12 protein-coding genes and 1 pseudogene are annotated in these 15,620 nt (G+C 69.0%); 8 read left to right on the top strand and 5 right to left on the bottom strand.

The genetic code is table 11. The annotated features are described in order from the left end of the window. The 4 genes and pseudogenes from SACAZDRAFT_RS23695 to SACAZDRAFT_RS05095 all read left to right on the top strand — a co-directional run. Positions 1 to 2,455, top strand: a pseudogene (locus SACAZDRAFT_RS23695) (DNA/RNA non-specific endonuclease); the annotation flags it as partial. 81 nt (positions 2,456 to 2,536) lie between these two features. Continuing rightward, on the top strand, positions 2,537 to 2,956 hold the full coding sequence (locus SACAZDRAFT_RS05105) for a hypothetical protein (protein ID WP_232286365.1): 420 nt from the start codon (positions 2,537 to 2,539) through the stop codon (positions 2,954 to 2,956). Then, complete coding sequence (locus tag SACAZDRAFT_RS05100) at positions 2,949 to 4,079, top strand: TNT domain-containing protein (RefSeq protein WP_005439316.1); 1,131 nt, start codon at positions 2,949 to 2,951, stop codon at positions 4,077 to 4,079. The genes SACAZDRAFT_RS05105 and SACAZDRAFT_RS05100 overlap by 8 nt, the downstream gene beginning before the upstream one ends. A gap of 100 nt (positions 4,080 to 4,179) precedes the next feature. Continuing rightward, positions 4,180 to 5,043, top strand: a complete 864-nt coding sequence (locus SACAZDRAFT_RS05095; protein ID WP_005439315.1) for a hypothetical protein — start codon at positions 4,180 to 4,182, stop codon at positions 5,041 to 5,043. A 180-nt stretch (positions 5,044 to 5,223) separates the two neighbouring features. Here SACAZDRAFT_RS05095 and SACAZDRAFT_RS05090 read toward each other — a convergent pair whose 3' ends face one another. From SACAZDRAFT_RS05090 to SACAZDRAFT_RS05080, 3 genes are read right to left on the bottom strand one after another with little or no spacing between them, the layout of a single operon-like run. Then, complete coding sequence (locus SACAZDRAFT_RS05090; RefSeq protein WP_005439313.1) at positions 5,224 to 5,886, bottom strand: methionine ABC transporter permease; 663 nt, start codon at positions 5,884 to 5,886, stop codon at positions 5,224 to 5,226. After that, positions 5,883 to 6,917: a methionine ABC transporter ATP-binding protein gene (locus tag SACAZDRAFT_RS05085; RefSeq protein ID WP_005439311.1), complete on the bottom strand. Its 1,035-nt coding sequence runs from the start codon at positions 6,915 to 6,917 to the stop codon at positions 5,883 to 5,885. The genes SACAZDRAFT_RS05090 and SACAZDRAFT_RS05085 overlap by 4 nt, the downstream gene beginning before the upstream one ends. Continuing rightward, the gene (locus SACAZDRAFT_RS05080) at positions 6,914 to 7,882 is read right to left on the bottom strand and encodes a MetQ/NlpA family ABC transporter substrate-binding protein (RefSeq protein ID WP_005439310.1); all 969 of its coding nucleotides are present in this window, start codon (positions 7,880 to 7,882) and stop codon (positions 6,914 to 6,916) included. The genes SACAZDRAFT_RS05085 and SACAZDRAFT_RS05080 overlap by 4 nt, the downstream gene beginning before the upstream one ends. A gap of 378 nt (positions 7,883 to 8,260) precedes the next feature. Here SACAZDRAFT_RS05080 and SACAZDRAFT_RS05075 point away from each other — a divergent pair, with 378 nt between their 5' ends. Next, the gene (locus SACAZDRAFT_RS05075) at positions 8,261 to 8,824 is read left to right on the top strand and encodes a hemerythrin domain-containing protein (RefSeq protein ID WP_005439309.1); all 564 of its coding nucleotides are present in this window, start codon (positions 8,261 to 8,263) and stop codon (positions 8,822 to 8,824) included. A 75-nt stretch (positions 8,825 to 8,899) separates the two neighbouring features. Here SACAZDRAFT_RS05075 and SACAZDRAFT_RS05070 read toward each other — a convergent pair whose 3' ends face one another. Then, positions 8,900 to 11,218 carry a beta-xylosidase/alpha-l-arabinosidase gene (locus tag SACAZDRAFT_RS05070; protein ID WP_005439308.1) on the bottom strand — a complete coding sequence of 773 codons (2,319 nt, stop codon included), beginning with the start codon at positions 11,216 to 11,218 and terminating at the stop codon, positions 8,900 to 8,902. Next, positions 11,215 to 12,264 carry a LacI family DNA-binding transcriptional regulator gene (locus tag SACAZDRAFT_RS05065; RefSeq protein WP_005439307.1) on the bottom strand — a complete coding sequence of 350 codons (1,050 nt, stop codon included), beginning with the start codon at positions 12,262 to 12,264 and terminating at the stop codon, positions 11,215 to 11,217. Before SACAZDRAFT_RS05065 ends, SACAZDRAFT_RS05070 begins: the two co-directional genes overlap by 4 nt. A 161-nt stretch (positions 12,265 to 12,425) precedes the next feature. Here SACAZDRAFT_RS05065 and SACAZDRAFT_RS05060 point away from each other — a divergent pair, with 161 nt between their 5' ends. Genes SACAZDRAFT_RS05060 through SACAZDRAFT_RS05050 form a run of 3 tightly spaced genes read left to right on the top strand, consistent with a single transcriptional unit; the run spans position 12,426 to position 15,495 of the window. Next, positions 12,426 to 13,736, top strand: a complete 1,311-nt coding sequence (locus SACAZDRAFT_RS05060) for an ABC transporter substrate-binding protein (protein WP_005439305.1) — start codon at positions 12,426 to 12,428, stop codon at positions 13,734 to 13,736. After that, entirely contained in the window at positions 13,733 to 14,647 is a 915-nt protein-coding gene (locus SACAZDRAFT_RS05055) for a carbohydrate ABC transporter permease (RefSeq protein WP_005439303.1), read from the top strand. Before SACAZDRAFT_RS05060 ends, SACAZDRAFT_RS05055 begins: the two co-directional genes overlap by 4 nt. Then, a complete protein-coding gene (locus tag SACAZDRAFT_RS05050) occupies positions 14,647 to 15,495 on the top strand; it encodes a carbohydrate ABC transporter permease (RefSeq protein ID WP_005439301.1) in 849 nt (282 codons plus the stop codon). Before SACAZDRAFT_RS05055 ends, SACAZDRAFT_RS05050 begins: the two co-directional genes overlap by 1 nt. The last annotated feature ends 125 nt before the right edge of the window (positions 15,496 to 15,620 follow it).

Here is a 15,620-nt window from a genome sequence, read left to right as displayed (position 1 = left end):
GCCGCACGGACCGGCTCCGCACCGGGGCAACGGCGACCCCGGCCGACGTCCGCCGCAGCGCCCGGACCACGACTCCGACGGGCGGCCACGGGATCACGACTCCCGGCCGGACGACCGCGATGCGCGCCCCGACGACCGGCACGACCCCGACCGGCGTGATCCGGACAACCGCGCCCCCGACGGCCGGGACCCGCACGGCCATGACGATCGGCCGACTCCCGAGGAGGTCAACCAGCGGCACGCCGAGCGCACCCCGGCGGGCACGTCGTTCCACCGGGGAGACCCGGAGATGGGAGACCTCCCGCACCGCGTCAAGCCCGACCCGGACGGCCGCTACACGGTCGACGTGCACGTCACGCCGGACGGCAACGCCCGCATCGGCAACCGGGAGTACTCGCCGGAGGAGTTCGCCGACATCCTGCGCCGCAACGGCGACTACGACGGACGCCCGATCCGGCTCATCGGCTGCGACGCGAGCTCGAACGACTTCGCCCACCGCCTGTCGAGGGAACTCGACACCGAGGTACTGGCGCCGAACAAGCCCGCCTGGACCGACTCGAACGGCAACGTCTTCAGCTCCGACTACGAGATCGGCCCGGACGGCAAGCCGCGCCCGAAGATCCCGCCGAACGGCGAGTGGTCCAGCCACCGCCCCGACGGCTCCACGACCCGCGCGAGCGACGACGGCTTCACCCCCGACACGCCGGATTACGGCAAACGCGACGTCGATACGGAGACCTCGCGTGCGCGAGGGAGCGACGACGGTCCTCCCGATCCCGACGTGCCGAGCCGGCGGACCGGGTCGGATCAGCCCGCTGACCCTGACAGTGATCACCCCAATCGCAACCCGAAGTCACGACAGCAGGAGGCACAGCTTCGCCACGACGAGTACAGCCGGAGGAGGCGAGAGACGCCGCAAGCCGTGAGAGATTTCGATCCGCCGGCAGACAACCGGCCGGACCGGGTCGCCGAAGGGGAGGCGAACGGCATCCGGCCACCGGGGCGCAACGAGCCGTTCCCCGGAAACCGGAAACTCGAAGGCAACACCTCGTACGAGGTGTACAACGACGACGGCACGCTGCGCGGCACCTATCACACCAACGACCAAGGACGGGTCACCCACATCGACACGTCCGTCGACAACGTGCCTCCGAGGAACAGGGACGGAAGCGACAACAAGGCCTACGTACCGAATCCTGATGTGGCGCATCCGCCCGCGGACACGACGTTCCGGGTGGAAATCGAGGGACAGCACCAAGTCTTTCGCACGGACGCCGATGGCCTGCCTGAACCTGCCGTCACATTCGAGCGCCCGGATTACCCGGACGACCACCGCGTCGCCATCCCACCGGGGCCTCCGAAGCCTCCGAAGCCGAACCAGCCGTTCGTGACGACGAAAAAACTCGAGCCATACCGCGAATACGAGGTACACGATACGAAGGGCGTGTACCGCGGCCGGTTCTACACCGATGGCGAGGGGAGAGTGCGCTGGGCGGAGGTCGACTCCGGTCGGCTGATGCGCATCAACCCGGACTTCGATGCTCTTCACCGCCTTGCCGAGGACCCCTCGGTTCGTACCCCGGTGGTCCGCCTACGCCAGAGGTTCGATCCGAACTCGCCGCCCGACGACGTGGACCTGCCCGACAGTGAACGGGATCTGTTCCGAACGGCCGAACGCGAGACAGTCGAGCTCGGCAGGAACGAGAATTTCTTCGACGGGCGAGAGCTCAAGCCGAACCGGCAGTATGTCGTCGAAAGCGAGTACGAGGACCGTGACGGCACTGTCAAGAAGACTCGCGCGGTGTACTGGACGGACAAGAACAGTGAGATCGCCGTCGCGGAGACCTATCGGCCGCATCACCCGGATCTGAACAAACCGGCTCCTCGCGTCGTCTACAGCGTGGACGATGGCCGGTACGTGTACGAGACAGGGCCGGAGGTGAAGCCGACCTACGGTGTCAAGGGCTATCGCACCGATACTGTCGCTGCGTCGACCCAGGACGTGGAGGTCGTGAAGAGGGACGATCTCGTCCGGCAGGACGAAACGGCGCAGAAGACCGCGGGTGGTATCGATGGCAAGGAGCCGTTCATCAAGGCCGATGGCACAGACACCGGCAAGATGCGCAACAAGTACGACGGCGGTCACATGTACGCCAATCAACTGAGTGGTCCGGGCGAGCTGATCAACATGGTTGCCCAATGGCGGGTGCAGAATGCTCAGCTCGATCTCGACGGCATGCATTGGCGGTCCTTTGAGGACGACTTGATTCGCTTCCTGCAGCGGGACGGTACGTCGATCAAGCAAATGGAGGTCTTCGCTCTGCGCGACGGCAGCCGGGTTCCGCACGAGCTGCAAGTACGATGGGTCGAGGAAGTGGACGGTAAGCGGACCGTGCGTATTCGGAGCTTCCCGAACAACCCGGCCAGTGCGCAACCACCATCCGGGCAGCCATGAGAGCGGTGAGGCGGAGCAGTGAGCGACGATGCGGACGAGGAAGTCGATGACGTGACTGCAAGCGAGGCCACGGAACGAGATTTGACTCGGCGAGTTGGGTTCATGCTGCTCGACGCCGTCGACGGTGACTGGCTGCGGATCGATCTGATGTGCAAGGTCGTGTCCGAGGCGCACGACCTTGCGCTCACGGTGCTGCTCTCCGACGGCACTTCGCCGGTCGTGCCGTTGCCCGAGGCCATCCTCGATCCGGTGTTGCAACTGCGACAGACGATGTACCGGGCAGGGAGGGGAACGTGGTTCTCGGCTCGATGGTTGCTCGAACCGCCGGGGCGGATGAACCTGACCTACAACTTGGACTGGGACCCGTTGTGGGAACCTCGGTTACCCGCATCGAGCTGGCGGGCGGACCTCGACGCGTTCCCCCGAGACGACGAGCACATGCCCGACTGGTTGAGGGTGAAGCTCGCCGAGCCGGACGAGGGGGACGAAATCGATGACTGACGTGACGCTCCCGACGGCCGCTCTGAACGGCGCCGATGAGGAGAAGGTACTCGGCGGAATCGGCGCGGTGGTGGCTCACTTCGCACCGACCGACTGGTCCGGAGCCATGGTCACCTATCGTGCGCTGGGCGACCACACCGAACTGGTCGTGATGTTGCGGCGTGCGACCGACGGCAACCTCTATCTGTGGACACCGCCCGCTGTCCTCACCCAGTACCTGGGACGGCTTCGGCAGTTGATGTACCAGGAGGGGCGCGGAACCTGGTTCGAGCTGTCGGGCACCGTCGCGCTCGACGGACACATCGACGTCAGGTACCGCTGGGACGACGAACCCGACTGGGACGGTGAGCCGCCGCTCGACGCTTTCGTCCGGGAGCTGGTGCTGTATCCCCGTGACGACGGTATGGTGCCGGACTGGATCGCCGACCGGCTCAGCAGGACCGTGCTCGCGACTCTCGAGGACGGCACAAGCTCCGACGCGGCGTTACGCCGAGCCGAGAGCGCGGCGGCCGAACTCGACCTGGACCCGCGGTACTACCGCGTCGGCGAGGTCGCCGACGGTGCTTGGTGCCTGGTGCGTGAGGGCTCCCGTTGGGCGGTGTTCCTCGCTCTCGGGGAAGAACAGCTGGCACGGGCGGATTTTCCCGCCGCCGAGCAGGCCGCGCGCTACTTCGTGGGACACCTGTCCCTGCACAGGGACGCCTTCCGCGGCGAACTCCCTCCGGATGCCAGGCGCCCGACGGAGGAATGGCCGATCCAGCCGCTGGGTGGAGATCGCGGCCTGAACTACTACGGAGGGAAGCGTCTGGTCACCGTGTCGCCGGGCACTGAACTCGACCGTTACGGCGACCTCGCGGGCAACACAGTGTTCGCGGCGCGCACCGAGTTCACGCATCGGTCACAGCCCGCCGACGACGTGCACGGTGAGTACCACGTCTTCCGGGCCGTGCGCTCGCTCCGTGCCATCATGGGTCAGGTCGTGCCGTGGCACGACCAGATCGGCGGCGGGACCGCATACGTGCTCGAACGACCGGTAGGCGACCTGCTCGCGTCCGGGGCCCTGGAAGAAGTACCGGAGGCGACCACTCGTCCGTCGAGCGTGGCTGGTGAGAACACCGAGTGATGCCTGGGCTCGAACAGCATCGTGCGCTCGCACTACGGCGATCCGTGCCACCCTCCCGCTGCCTTCACCGCGGTCGTGATCGCGAAGGAGTGACAGAGCCATGACGAACGCATCGGCGTCGATGGACGATGGGCACCGTGACGAGGTGGTGAACCGGGTCGGGGCGTTGCTCGCCGAGATCGCCCCGGCCGGGTGGACTCAGCTGCTGTGCGAGTACCGCAGTGTCGGCAAGCACGTGGAAGTCGATCTCTTGGCGTTCGGTGCGGACGGCTCACCGTCGCCCGTGCGCCCTCCGGCCGAGGTCGTCAGCCTGCTCGGACGACTGCGTGCCGGCATGTACGTGCCGGGGCGGGGGACGTGGTTGAGTGCCATGCTGACCGTCGACCCGCCGGGCGTCGTGTACGCGGACTTCGCCCACCACACCCAGCCGCGTTGGCGGCGGAACCCGCCTCCTGTCGGCTTCCAGGACGAGTTGCGGATGTATCCGCGCGACGACGCCCACCTGCCCGCGTGGCTGCGGCAGCGTGCCGGGCTCGCCTCCTCGACAGGAGCCGGCCGGGCCACGGCGACCCCCGCACCGGGCGCGGCGGCGGAGCTGCGCACGGCGAAGGTCTACGACGGGTTCGGTGGTGATGGTCGGCCGGTGGTGAATCGGGCGCCGTTGGATGCGGTGGAAAAGGATCGGGTGCTCGAGTATTTGGGTGGTGCTCCGGTGGTGTTGGCGGCGCGTAGTTATGACACGGATGCGTTCGATCCGGGGCGTGCGCCGTCGGTGCCGTTGACGTTCCGTACGGATGGTTCGTGGGTGTGGCCGGGTGCGGTGGCGTATTACCTGCGGGAGCACGACATCGCGCCGGATCCGGAGCTTCTCGCGCACATTCGGCGCCGGGAGTACGCGGTGCCGGAGGTGGGGGAGGACGCGCGTCAGCGGGCCGTGAACCTGATCACCGGGCAGCAGAGCTGAGCACCACACCGCCCGCGGAGGAGTTCGCGGTCGACCTGCGGCGTTACCCGCGCGCGGTCGAGGAGGTTTCCGCCTGGTTCAGCGCACACCTGCCCGGCGCGGCTCCCCGCTGAGCGGGAGTCGTTCCCCGCTCGCGTCGGCTCGTGGGAGCTTTACACACCCCCACGAGCCGACGGCGCGTCAGTGGCGCAACGCCTTGCGGGCCAGCCAGTTGCCCAGGAACTGCACCGCCTGCACCAGGACGATCATGAGCACCACGGCGACCGCCGTGACCGTCCAGTTGAACTGCTGGTAGCCGTAGGTGATGGCGAAGTCGCCCAGACCGCCGCCACCGACCGCGCCCGCGACCGCCGTCATGTCGACGACCGCCACGAAGACGAAGGTGTAGCCGAGGATCAACGGCCCCAGGGCTTCGGGCACCAGCAGCGTGGTGATGATGCGCATCGGACTCGCGCCCATCGCGCGCGCCGCCTCGATCACGCCCGGGTCGATGGTGACCAGGTTCTGCTCCACGATGCGCGAGATGCCGAAGGTCGCCGCCACGATCAGCGCGAACGTCGCCGCCGTCGTGCCCAGCTGGGTGCCCACCACCTTGATCGTGAGCGGTCCGATCGCCGTGATGAAGATGATGAACGGGATCGGCCGGATGATGTTCACCGCGACGTTGAGGATCGTGTACACGGGGCGGTTGGCCAGCAGGCCACCGGGCCGGGTCGTGTAGAGGAGGACGCCGAGCACGAGTCCGAGCAGCCCACCCACGACGAGCGTGGCCGCCACCATCCACAGTGTCTGGCCGATGGAGTCCCAGAGCACCGGCTCCAGCGTCTCCCAGTCGGTGTTCACGATGCCACCTCCTGCACGTCGGTCACCGCGCGCAGTTCGGCGACCAACGCGTCCACGTTCGCGTCCTCACCGATCAGTTCCAGCGTCAGCCCGCCGAACGACTGGCCCCCGAGTTCCTTGATGCCGCCGTAGACGATCTCGAAGCTCACCGCGTGCCGGGCCTGCGCGCTCGACAGCACCGCGCCGATGTTGCGGTCGTCGCGCACGCGGGCGGTGACGAGCCGGCCGCGGTGCCGGGCGCGGAGGCGTTCCAGGTTCGTGCCGCGCGGCTGGTCGCGCAGGACCGTCTCCACGAAGCGACGCGTGGTCGGGTGTTGCGGGTCGGCGAACACGTCGAGCACCGTGCCCTGTTCGATGATCCGTCCCGAGTCGAGCACGGCCACCCGGTCGGCGATCTCGCGCACGACCTCCATCTCGTGGGTGATCACCACGATCGTGACGCCGAGTTCGCGGTTGACCCGCTTCAGCAGGCGCAGCACGTCGGACGTGGTCTCCGGGTCCAGCGCGCTGGTCGACTCGTCGGCCAGCAGGATCTTCGGGTTGGTCGCGAGCGCGCGGGCGATGCCGACGCGCTGCTTCTGCCCGCCCGACAGCTGGTCGGGGTAGTGCCACGCCTTGTCGACGATGCCGACGAAGTTCAGCAGTTCCGCGACCCGCTTCTCGATGTCGGGCTTCGCCCAGCCCGCGATCTTGAGCGGGTACGCGACATTGCCGAACACGGTGCGCGAACGCAGCAGGTTGAACTGCTGGAAGATCATGCCGATCCCGCGGCGCACCTCCCGCAGCTTGCGTTCACTCAGCCTCGTGAGGTCGGTGCCGTCGACGATCACCTGGCCGCTCGTGACGCGCTCCAGCGCGTTGATCAGGCGCACGAGCGTGCTCTTGCCCGCGCCCGAGTAGCCGATGATCGCGAACACGTCACCAGCCTCCACGCTGAGGTCGATGCCGTCGAGCGCGGTGACAGCGCGGCGCCCGGACGATTCGAAGACCTTGGTGACGTCACGCAGTTCGATCAGCGGCCCGCCGCTCATCGCTGTGCCGTCCGCACGGTCTCCTGCAGTTCGGTGTGGATGTCCTCGAGCTCCGACTGCTCACGCTTCACCGGAACGGACGTGCCCCGCGACTCGGCCTGGAGAGCCTCCTGCACCTCGGGGTGGTGGAACAGCTCGACGACGCGGCGGTACGTCGGGTCGTCCTTGTCCTCGGCTCGCGCGGCGACGATGTTGATGTAGGGCTCGGCGGCGTCGCTGCGCGGATCGTCCGAGAACAACGCCTTGCTCGGGTCGAGGCCGGCGTCCATGGCGAAGCCGTTGTTGACGATCGAGGCGTCCACGGAGTCCAGCACGGCCACGGTCTGCGCGGCGTCCACGAGGGTCACCTCGACCTTCGACGCGGCGCGGTCGATCTCCGCGGGGGTCGACAGCACGCTGCCGCCGTTCTTGAGGCTGATCAGGCCCGCGTCCTGCAGCACGAGCAGCGCCCTGGCCTGGTTGGTCGGGTCCTTCGGGATCGCGACGCTGCCGCCCTCGGGGATCTCCTCGACGGCGTTGTGCTTGTTGGAGTACAGCGACAGCGGCACCACGTAGGTGGAGCCGACCGGCGTCAGATCGTCCTCGTTGGACACGTTGTAGTTGGCGAGGAACAGGACGTGCTGGAACAGGTTGAGATCCGTCTGCCCCTGCGACAGCGCCGGGTTCGGCTGGTTGTAGTCGCTGAAGTTCACGGTCTCGATCGTGATGCCCTCGTCCGCGGCGAGCCGCTTGAACGGCTTCCAGTAGTCGGAGCCGGACTCGGTCGTCCCGATGCGGATGGTGGTGTTGCCGCTCGCGGAGTCGTCGGACTCGCCGCCCGTCAGGACGACGGTGATGGCCACCAGCGCGGCGACCAGCACGACGCCGAGGGCGATGAACGGGCCTTTCGAGCGGCGAGGCCGTTCGGGAAGCCCGACCTCGGAGGGCTTGTCGGGCGTGTTGTCGCTGTGGGGTGTGTCTGCCATCGTTACCTTCCTGGGATGCTCCGGCGCGCGCCTCGGCGGGTTGCGTCGTGCGCGCGGCGCTTTCCAGGGTGTGCCCAACGAGGATCACTGGGAAAGTCGTCTCACACGGTGGTCGGGTGGACGTGAGAGTTGCGGCACAGTACGGGCGCCACGACGGGCTGCGGAGACCCACCGTGTCCGTTCGAACGCGGCACGTGCGTTCCCGGGGACTCGTCGTCGAGTGGCGGGACACGCGCTGCACGTCAGGATAGTTCGCGCTCGCCTCGGCGGGCCGGTCCCCCGAGGCACCGTCCGCGTGGTCCCCGGCGTCGTTTGCGTCTCGGCACATGCCGGTAGTACGCGGTTCGACGCACACCGTGACGGCGAAGGGACTTCCCGATGGCGACAACGTCCGAACAGGATCTGATCGGCGTGATCACCCAGGACCACCGCGAGGTGGAGCGGGTGTTCGCGGAGTTGGAACGGCCCGGTGTCGACCCGCAGCGGCGCAAGGAGCTCGTCGACCACGTGATCGCCGAGCTGGTGCGGCACTCGGTCGCCGAGGAGCAGCACATGTATCCCGCCGCGCGCCGGGTGCTCGACAACGGTGACGAGCTCGCCGACCACGAGATCGAGGAGCACGCCGAGGCCGAGCGCCTGATGAAGCGCCTGGAGGGCATGGCGGCCACCGATCCCGAGTTCGACGGTCTCGTGCGTGACCTGATCGGCTCGATCCGCCACCACGTCGAGGACGAGGAGAAGGATCTGTTGCCGAAGCTGCGCGCCGCGTGCAGTGAGCGGGAGCTGCGCGAGCTGGGGGAGAAGATCGTCGCGGCGAAGCGCATCGCGCCCACGCGTCCACATCCGGCGGCGCCGGACACCCCGCCCGCCAATCGCCTCCTCGATCCCGGTGCCGGACTGGTCGACCGGCTGCGGGACATGTTGACCGGCCGCAAGGTCTAGGCGGCCGGATTCCGTCCGACGCTCCTGCCCGCGCCGCCCCGGGGTCTCTTCCAGGATCCCGGGGCGGCGCGTCGTCTACTCCGTCGTGGTCACGGTCACCGGGGTCGTGAGCACGCGATCGGCGCCGACCTCGCGGAGCGGGCCGCTCAGCCGGAACGACCCCGAGCACGGCAGGTCGGCCACCGAACGGCCGACGTGCACGTCGATGCGCCCCGGTTCCACGATGCGCCGCAGGTCGCGTCCGGTGAAGCTCGTGCGGTCGGCGTGCACGGTGAAGGTGACGCGGGCGGCCTGTCCCGGGGCGAGGTCGACGCGAGCGAACCCGACCAGCTGCCGCAGCGGCCGGGTCACCTGCGCCTGCACGTCGTCCAGGTACAGCTGGACGACCTCGGACCCGGCGCGCTCACCGCTGTTGCGCACGTCGACGGTGACGTCGAGACTGCCGTCGGTGGCGATGTCGTCGGCGCTCAGCGTGAGACCGGAGTAGTCGAACGTCGTGTACGACAGGCCGTGCCCGAACGGGAACGCGGGCGTCGGGTCGAGGTTGCTGATGCCCTGGCTGTTGCCGCCCAGCGGCGGGTGCAGGTAGGTGGCGGGCTGCCCGCCGGGGTGGCGGGGCACCTGCACGGGCAGGCGTCCCGACGGCGCCGTCTCACCCGAGAGGATCGAGGCGAGCGCGGCACCGCCCTCCTCGCCCGGAAGGAAGGCCTGCACCACGGCGGCGGCGCGGTCGGCGTGCGAGCCCAGCGCGTAGGGGCGGCCGGAGACGACCACGATCACCACGGGCACTCCGGTGTCGAGCAGCGCGGAGAGCAGCTCGTCCTGCACGCCGGGCAGGCGCAGATCCGGAGCGTCGCATCCCTCCCCGGACGTGCCCTCGCCGAACATGCCCGCCCGGTCGCCCACCACGGCGAGGCACACGTCGGCCTCCCGGGCGGCGGCCACGGCCTCGGCGAAGCGCGAGCGGTCGTCGTCGTTGACGCCGCAGCCTTCGAGCGTGGTGATCTCGGCGTCCGGCAACTGCGAGCGCAGGGCCTGCGAAAGCGAGGGCACGTCGAGGCCGAGGTCGAGCTCCGGGTATCGCGGCAGGACGTGGTTGGGGTAGGAGTAGCAGCCGAGGAACGCCAGCGGGTCGTCGGCGCACGGTCCGACCAGTGCGAGGCGCCGAGCCTGCGGCCGCAACGGCAGGGTGCCGTCGTTGGCCAGCAGTACCACCGACCGTTCGGCGAGCCGGCGCGCGAGCACGCGGTTCTCCGCGGCGTCGAGCTCGACCGAGGGGTCCACATCGGACTCCGGCGTCCAGTCGGCGTCGAGCAGACCGAGCTCGGCCTTCTGCCGGAGCACGCGCAGCGCGGCACGATCGACCAGCGCCTCGTCGACCTCGCCTCGCCGGACCAGCTCGACGAGCTCGTCGCCGTAGCAGAGGGTGTCGGGCAGTTCGACGTCGAGACCCGCCTCCAGGGCCAGTGCCCCGGCCTCGGCGGCGCCGTCGGCGACGCGGTGCATCGTGGCGAGGAAGGCGATGGCCCAGTAGTCCGACACCACGGTGCCCTCGAAACCCCACTCGTCGCGCAGCACACCGGTGAGCAGCGAGGTGTCGGCGGCGGCGGGCACTCCGTCGAGGTCGACGTAGGAGTTCATGACCGATCCGGCGCCCGCCTCCCGCACCGCCATCTCGAACGGCGGCAGGACGACGTCACGCAGCTCGCGGGGACCGATCGACACCGGCGCGTGGTTGCGCGCCGCCCGCGAGGCGGCGTACCCGGCGAAGTGCTTCAGCGTGGCGATGACACCCTTGCTCTGGAGTCCGCGCACGTAGGCGGAGGCGAGTACGCCCACGAGGTACGGGTCCTCGCCGAGGGTCTCCTCGACCCGGCCCCAGCGGTGATCCCGGACGACGTCGAGCACCGGCGAGAGGCCCTGGTGCACGCCGACCCGGCGCAGGTCCGCCCCGATCGCCGTCGCCATCGTCTCCACCAGCTCGGCGTCGAACGTCGCCGCCCACGCCAGCGGCGACGGGTACACCGTCGCGCCGTAGGTGGTGAACCCGGTCAGGCACTCCTCGTGCACGATGGCGGGTACGCGCAGACGGGTGTTGTCCACGATGTCGCGCTGGAGCTTCACGACGCGTGCGGTGCCGTCGGCCACGTCGACCGGGGCGGTGCCGAACACCCGGGTGAGATGGCCCAGACCGTGCCTGCGCCGGTGTTCGAACGAGACGCTCCCGCGGGCGAAGACGTCCTGCATGGGGGCGACGTTGCCGTTGATCTCCTCGTTGCCGGGCCACGCGCTGCCCAGCTGGGCGACCTTCTCCTCCAACGTCATCGCGGCCAGCAGGGCTGCTGCGCGCTCGGCCGGGTCGGCCGACGGGTCGTGCCAGGGCTGATCGGTCATGGTTCTCCTCGTGGGGGTGCGGTCGAGTCACGCACGACGAGATGGGTCGCCAGCTCGACGTGGTGGGAATCCAGGGTTTCGCCCGCGGCCAGGCGCAGCAGCGTGCGCAGCGCGACCCGGCCCATGTCGGGCAGCGGCTGGCGCACCACGGTGAGCGCGGGGGTGGCGAGGGTGGCCAGGATGGTGTCGTCGAACCCGACCACGCTGAGGTCGTCGGGCACGCGCAGGCCGCGTCGCCGGGCCGCCTCGATGACGCCGAGCGCGGTGGTGTCGCTGGCGGCGAACACGGCGGTCGGGGGTTCGGGCGAGTCGAGCAGGCGGCTGCCCATCTCCAGCCCGGCGGGGTAGCTGAACGCCCCGTGCAGGGTCAGCTCCGGCGCCACGGTGACCCCGGCCTTCTCCAGTGCCGCGCGGTAACCGTGCAGGCGGGCCTGGCCGCACGCCGCCCGTGTCGGTCCGCCCGCGAAGCCGATCCTGCGGTGACCGAGCGACAGCAGATGCTCGGTGGCGGAGAGCCCACCGGAGAAGTTCGTGGCACCCACACTGGTCACGTCGACGCGCGGGAGGTTGAGCGGGTCGATCACCACGAGCGGCAGGCCGGCGCGGTCGAAGGCGTCGACCTGCTCCTCGGTGAGTTCGGAGGTGACGATGATGACGCCCTCGCGGCCTGCGGCTTTCAGCCCTTTCACCCAGGCGTCCGGATTGGACTGTGCTCCCGCGGCGTCGGCGGCGTGCAGTCGGTTGACGACGACGTCCACGCCCGCTTCGGTGCCCGCCTCGGTGACCCCGCTCAGCACCTCCAGCGAGTAGGGGCTGACGAGGTCGTCGAACATGAGATCCACGATCCGGGTTGCGACGGCGGCGCGTCTGCCGGCCGGGGAGGTGTAACCCAGCTCGCGCGCGGCCTGCTCGACCTTGGCTCGCGTCGCCGCCGCCACGTCGCCGCGACCGTTGAGCACCTTGGACGCCGTCGGCGGTGACACGCCCGCGGCGTCGGCCACCATCGCCAGCGTCGCCCGTCGTGGAGCGCTGGAGCCGTTCGGCACCGCAACCTCCGAGTTGGTTTTTCCGAAAACTTTCGGTTCCATCCTATCCGAAATAGCCGCGAAGTCGACTCTTGACCTGGAATTGCGGCGCTTCTATGGTGCGTATCCACACCAAAGTGTTTTCCGAAATGTTTCGGATCCTTCGACGAGGAAGGCGCGTCATGGCACTGGGTAAGAGACGCACGGCACTGCTTGCGGCGGGCACGGCCGCGGTGCTCACCCTGACCGCCGCCTGCGGTACGAGCGGGCCGAGTCAGGGCTCGGGAGCGAATGCGTGGGCGCTCACGGGCGGCGACGAGCAGACCATTCGCAGTTCCCTGGAGTCCTGGAACTCCGGCAACCCCGACCACGCCATCGACGTCGAGTTCTTCGCCAACGACGCCTACAAGCAGAAGATCCGCACGTCGATCGGAGCGGGCGGTGCTCCCACCCTCATCTTCGGCTGGGGTGGCGGCACGCTCCGGGAGTGGGTCGACGCGGACAAGGTCCTGCCGCTCTCCGAGGTCGTGGGCGACGAGGCGGAGCTCACCGACCGGTTCCTGCCTTCGGTGCTGGACACCGGGGCCGTCGCGGGCACGACGTACGCGCTGCCGAACAACGGCATGCAGCCGGTGCTGCTGTACTACAACACGAAACTCTTCGACCGGATCGGTGCGGAGCCGCCGAAGACATGGGACGAGCTGATGGACCTCGTCCCGCGTTTCAAGGACGAGGGCATCGCGCCGTTCGCGATGGGCGGCCAGAGCCGGTGGCCGCAGCTGATGTGGCTGGAGTACCTCGTCGACCGCATCGGTGGCCCCGAGGTGTTCGACGCGATCGAGGCGAACGAGCCCGGCGCGTGGTCGCATCCGGCCGTGCAGCAGGCGGGCGAGCTGATCCGCGAACTCGTCGATGCGGGCGGGTTCGTGCACGGCTTCAACTCGATCGCGGCCGACAGCGGTGCCGACGCGGCCCTCCTCTACACCGACAAGGCCGCCATGTATCTGATGGGCTCGTGGGCCTACCCGAGCATCATGGACTCCGCGCCCCAGTTCATCGCCGACGGCCACCTCGGCTACACGACGTTCCCCACTGTGGACGGTGGAGAGGGCGATCCCGGCAACATCGTCGGCAACCCGGCCAACTACTGGGCCGTCAGTGCGGAAGCCTCCGAGTCGGAGCGGAAGGCCGCGGCGGAGTACCTGACGCGCGGGCTCATGGACGACGACTACGTCGGCACGTTACTCGACAACGGGTCCGTGCCGCCCCTCAAGGGGGTCGAGGACAGGCTCGCCGACACCGACGCGCCGGACTACCTGACGTTCGTCTACGAGCTGGCCGCCGACGCCGACAACTTCGAGCTCTCCTGGGACCAGGCCCTGACCCCGAAGCAGGCCGACGCCCTGTTGAGCAACCTCGAACAGTTGTTCACCGGGCAGTTGTCGCCGGAGCAGTTCTGCTCCGCCATGGACGCCACGATCGAACAGAAGTGACGACCGTGTCCGCTTCCCGCGACTCCGTCCCCGGCGCGGCCACGCGCCGCGCCGGGCCGTCGCCGCTGATGGCGGCGCCCGCGCTCGCGTTCTTCGGGGTATTCGCGCTGGTGCCGCTGGTGGGCGTGGTGGCGCTCAGCCTCGTGTACTGGGACGGCATCTCCGCCATGACGTGGGCCGGTTTCGACAACTGGTCGGACGTACTCACCGATCCGTCCACCTGGAACGCCGTGTGGCTGTCGCTGCAGATCATGGTGTTCAGCTGGCTGGTGCAGACACCGATCTCGTTGCTGCTCGGCGTTCTCGTGGCCGGGCGCGGCCGCTACCGGGCGCTGCTGGGGGTGCTGTACTTCCTGCCGATGCTGCTGTCGTCGGCGGCCATCGCCATCGCGTTCAAGGCCCTGCTCGACCCCAACTTCGGCATGAGCCTCGCGTTCAACGCCCAGTCGCTCGCGCAGGACTGGCTCGGCGACGCCGACCTCGCGCTCTACGTCGTCGTGTTCGTGATCGCGTGGCAGTTCGTGCCGTTCCACACGCTGCTCTACCAGGCGGGCGTGCGGCAGATCCCGGCGTCGCTGTACGAGGCGGCGCAGCTCGACGGCGCGGGCCCGGTGCGGCAGTTCTTCCACATCACGCTGCCCCAACTCCGCTACACCATCATCACGTCGTCGACGTTGATGATGGTGGGCTCGCTGACGTACTTCGACCTCGTGTTCGTGCTGACCGGTGGCGGTCCCGGCGAGGCGACGCGGATGCTGCCCCTGCACATGTATCTCACCGGGTTCTCCAGCGACGAGATGGGCAAGGCCAGCGCGCTCGCCGTGCTGCTGGTGTTCACCGGGCTCGCCCTGGCGCTCGGGTTGTCCCGCTGGGCGAACTTCCGCCGCGGCAGCCAGTTGGAGGGGGCGTGATGGTGCTCGGTGTGGGACGACGGTCGGCGGTCCGTCGCAGGCCCAACGTCCTCGGCGGACTCGCGGGCTTCGCGTGGCTGGCCGTCGTGCTGGTGCCCGTCTACTACGTGGTGATCACCAGCCTGCGCGACCAGGAGGGCTTCTTCTCGGCGAACCCGCTGGTGCCGCCCGAGAACCCGACCCTCGACAGCTACCGGCTGGTGCTGGAGAACGACTTCCTCCGGTACCTGGGCAACAGCGTGCTCGTGACGGTCGTGACGGTGGCGATCACCGTGAGCGTGTCGCTGCTGGCGGCGTACTACGTGGTGCGGGCGAACGGCAGGCTCGCCCGGCTGACCTACCGGTCGTTCCTGCTCGGGCTCGCCATCCCGTTGCAGGCCACGATCATCCCGGTCTACTACCTCATCACGCAGGCCCGCCTCTACGACACGCTGCTGGCGATCATCCTGCCGTCGGCCGCGTTCGCGATCCCGCTCAGCGTGGTGATCCTCGCGAACTTCCTGCGCGACGTGCCGAACGAGCTCTTCGAGTCGATGCGCATGGACGGCGCGGGGCACTGGCGGGTGGTGTGGAACCTGGTGCTGCCGCTGACGCGGCCCGCGGTGGTGACCGTGGCCGTGTACGACGCGCTGCAGGTGTGGAACGGCTTCCTGTTCCCGCTGATCCTCACGCAGAGCGCCGACCAGCGGGTGCTGCCGTTGGCGTTGTGGAGCTTCCAGGGGCAGTTCACGGTGAACATCCCCGCGGTGCTGGCGGCGGTGGTGCTGTCGACGCTGCCGGTGCTCGCGCTGTACATCCTCGGCCGGCGGCAGCTCGTGAGCGGGCTGACGGCGGGTTTCGGTCGCTGACCGCGGCGGGACGGCCGACGTATAACGACCTATACGTCGGCCGTCTCTCGTCGTCGGGTCGAGGGGTGACGCGCCGGGTGAAGGCCGACGCGGGACAATGGGGCCCGAGTCAACGACAGCGGAGG

The sequence above is a fragment of the Saccharomonospora azurea NA-128 genome (genome assembly GCF_000231055.2).
In the GTDB taxonomy this organism is placed as follows: Bacteria; Actinomycetota; Actinomycetes; order Mycobacteriales; family Pseudonocardiaceae; genus Saccharomonospora; species Saccharomonospora azurea.
The sequence above is the reverse complement of the archived record's forward strand: the minus strand, read 5'-3'. Positions and strand labels throughout refer to the sequence as shown.

Bases quoted from the DNA above. Each gene is read 5' to 3' on its own strand.
- SACAZDRAFT_RS05050 (WP_005439301.1), top strand. From the start codon at position 14,647: ATGGTGCTCGGTGTGGGACGACGGTCGGCGGTCCGTCGCAGGCCCAAC.
- SACAZDRAFT_RS05080 (WP_005439310.1), bottom strand. From the start codon at position 7,882: ATGGCAGACACACCCCACAGCGACAACACGCCCGACAAGCCCTCCGAG.
- SACAZDRAFT_RS05095 (WP_005439315.1), top strand. From the start codon at position 4,180: ATGACGAACGCATCGGCGTCGATGGACGATGGGCACCGTGACGAGGTG.
- SACAZDRAFT_RS05100 (WP_005439316.1), top strand. From the start codon at position 2,949: ATGACTGACGTGACGCTCCCGACGGCCGCTCTGAACGGCGCCGATGAG.
- SACAZDRAFT_RS05075 (WP_005439309.1), top strand. From the start codon at position 8,261: ATGGCGACAACGTCCGAACAGGATCTGATCGGCGTGATCACCCAGGAC.
- SACAZDRAFT_RS05060 (WP_005439305.1), top strand. From the start codon at position 12,426: ATGGCACTGGGTAAGAGACGCACGGCACTGCTTGCGGCGGGCACGGCC.
- SACAZDRAFT_RS05070 (WP_005439308.1), bottom strand. From the start codon at position 11,218: ATGACCGATCAGCCCTGGCACGACCCGTCGGCCGACCCGGCCGAGCGC.
- SACAZDRAFT_RS05085 (WP_005439311.1), bottom strand. From the start codon at position 6,917: ATGAGCGGCGGGCCGCTGATCGAACTGCGTGACGTCACCAAGGTCTTC.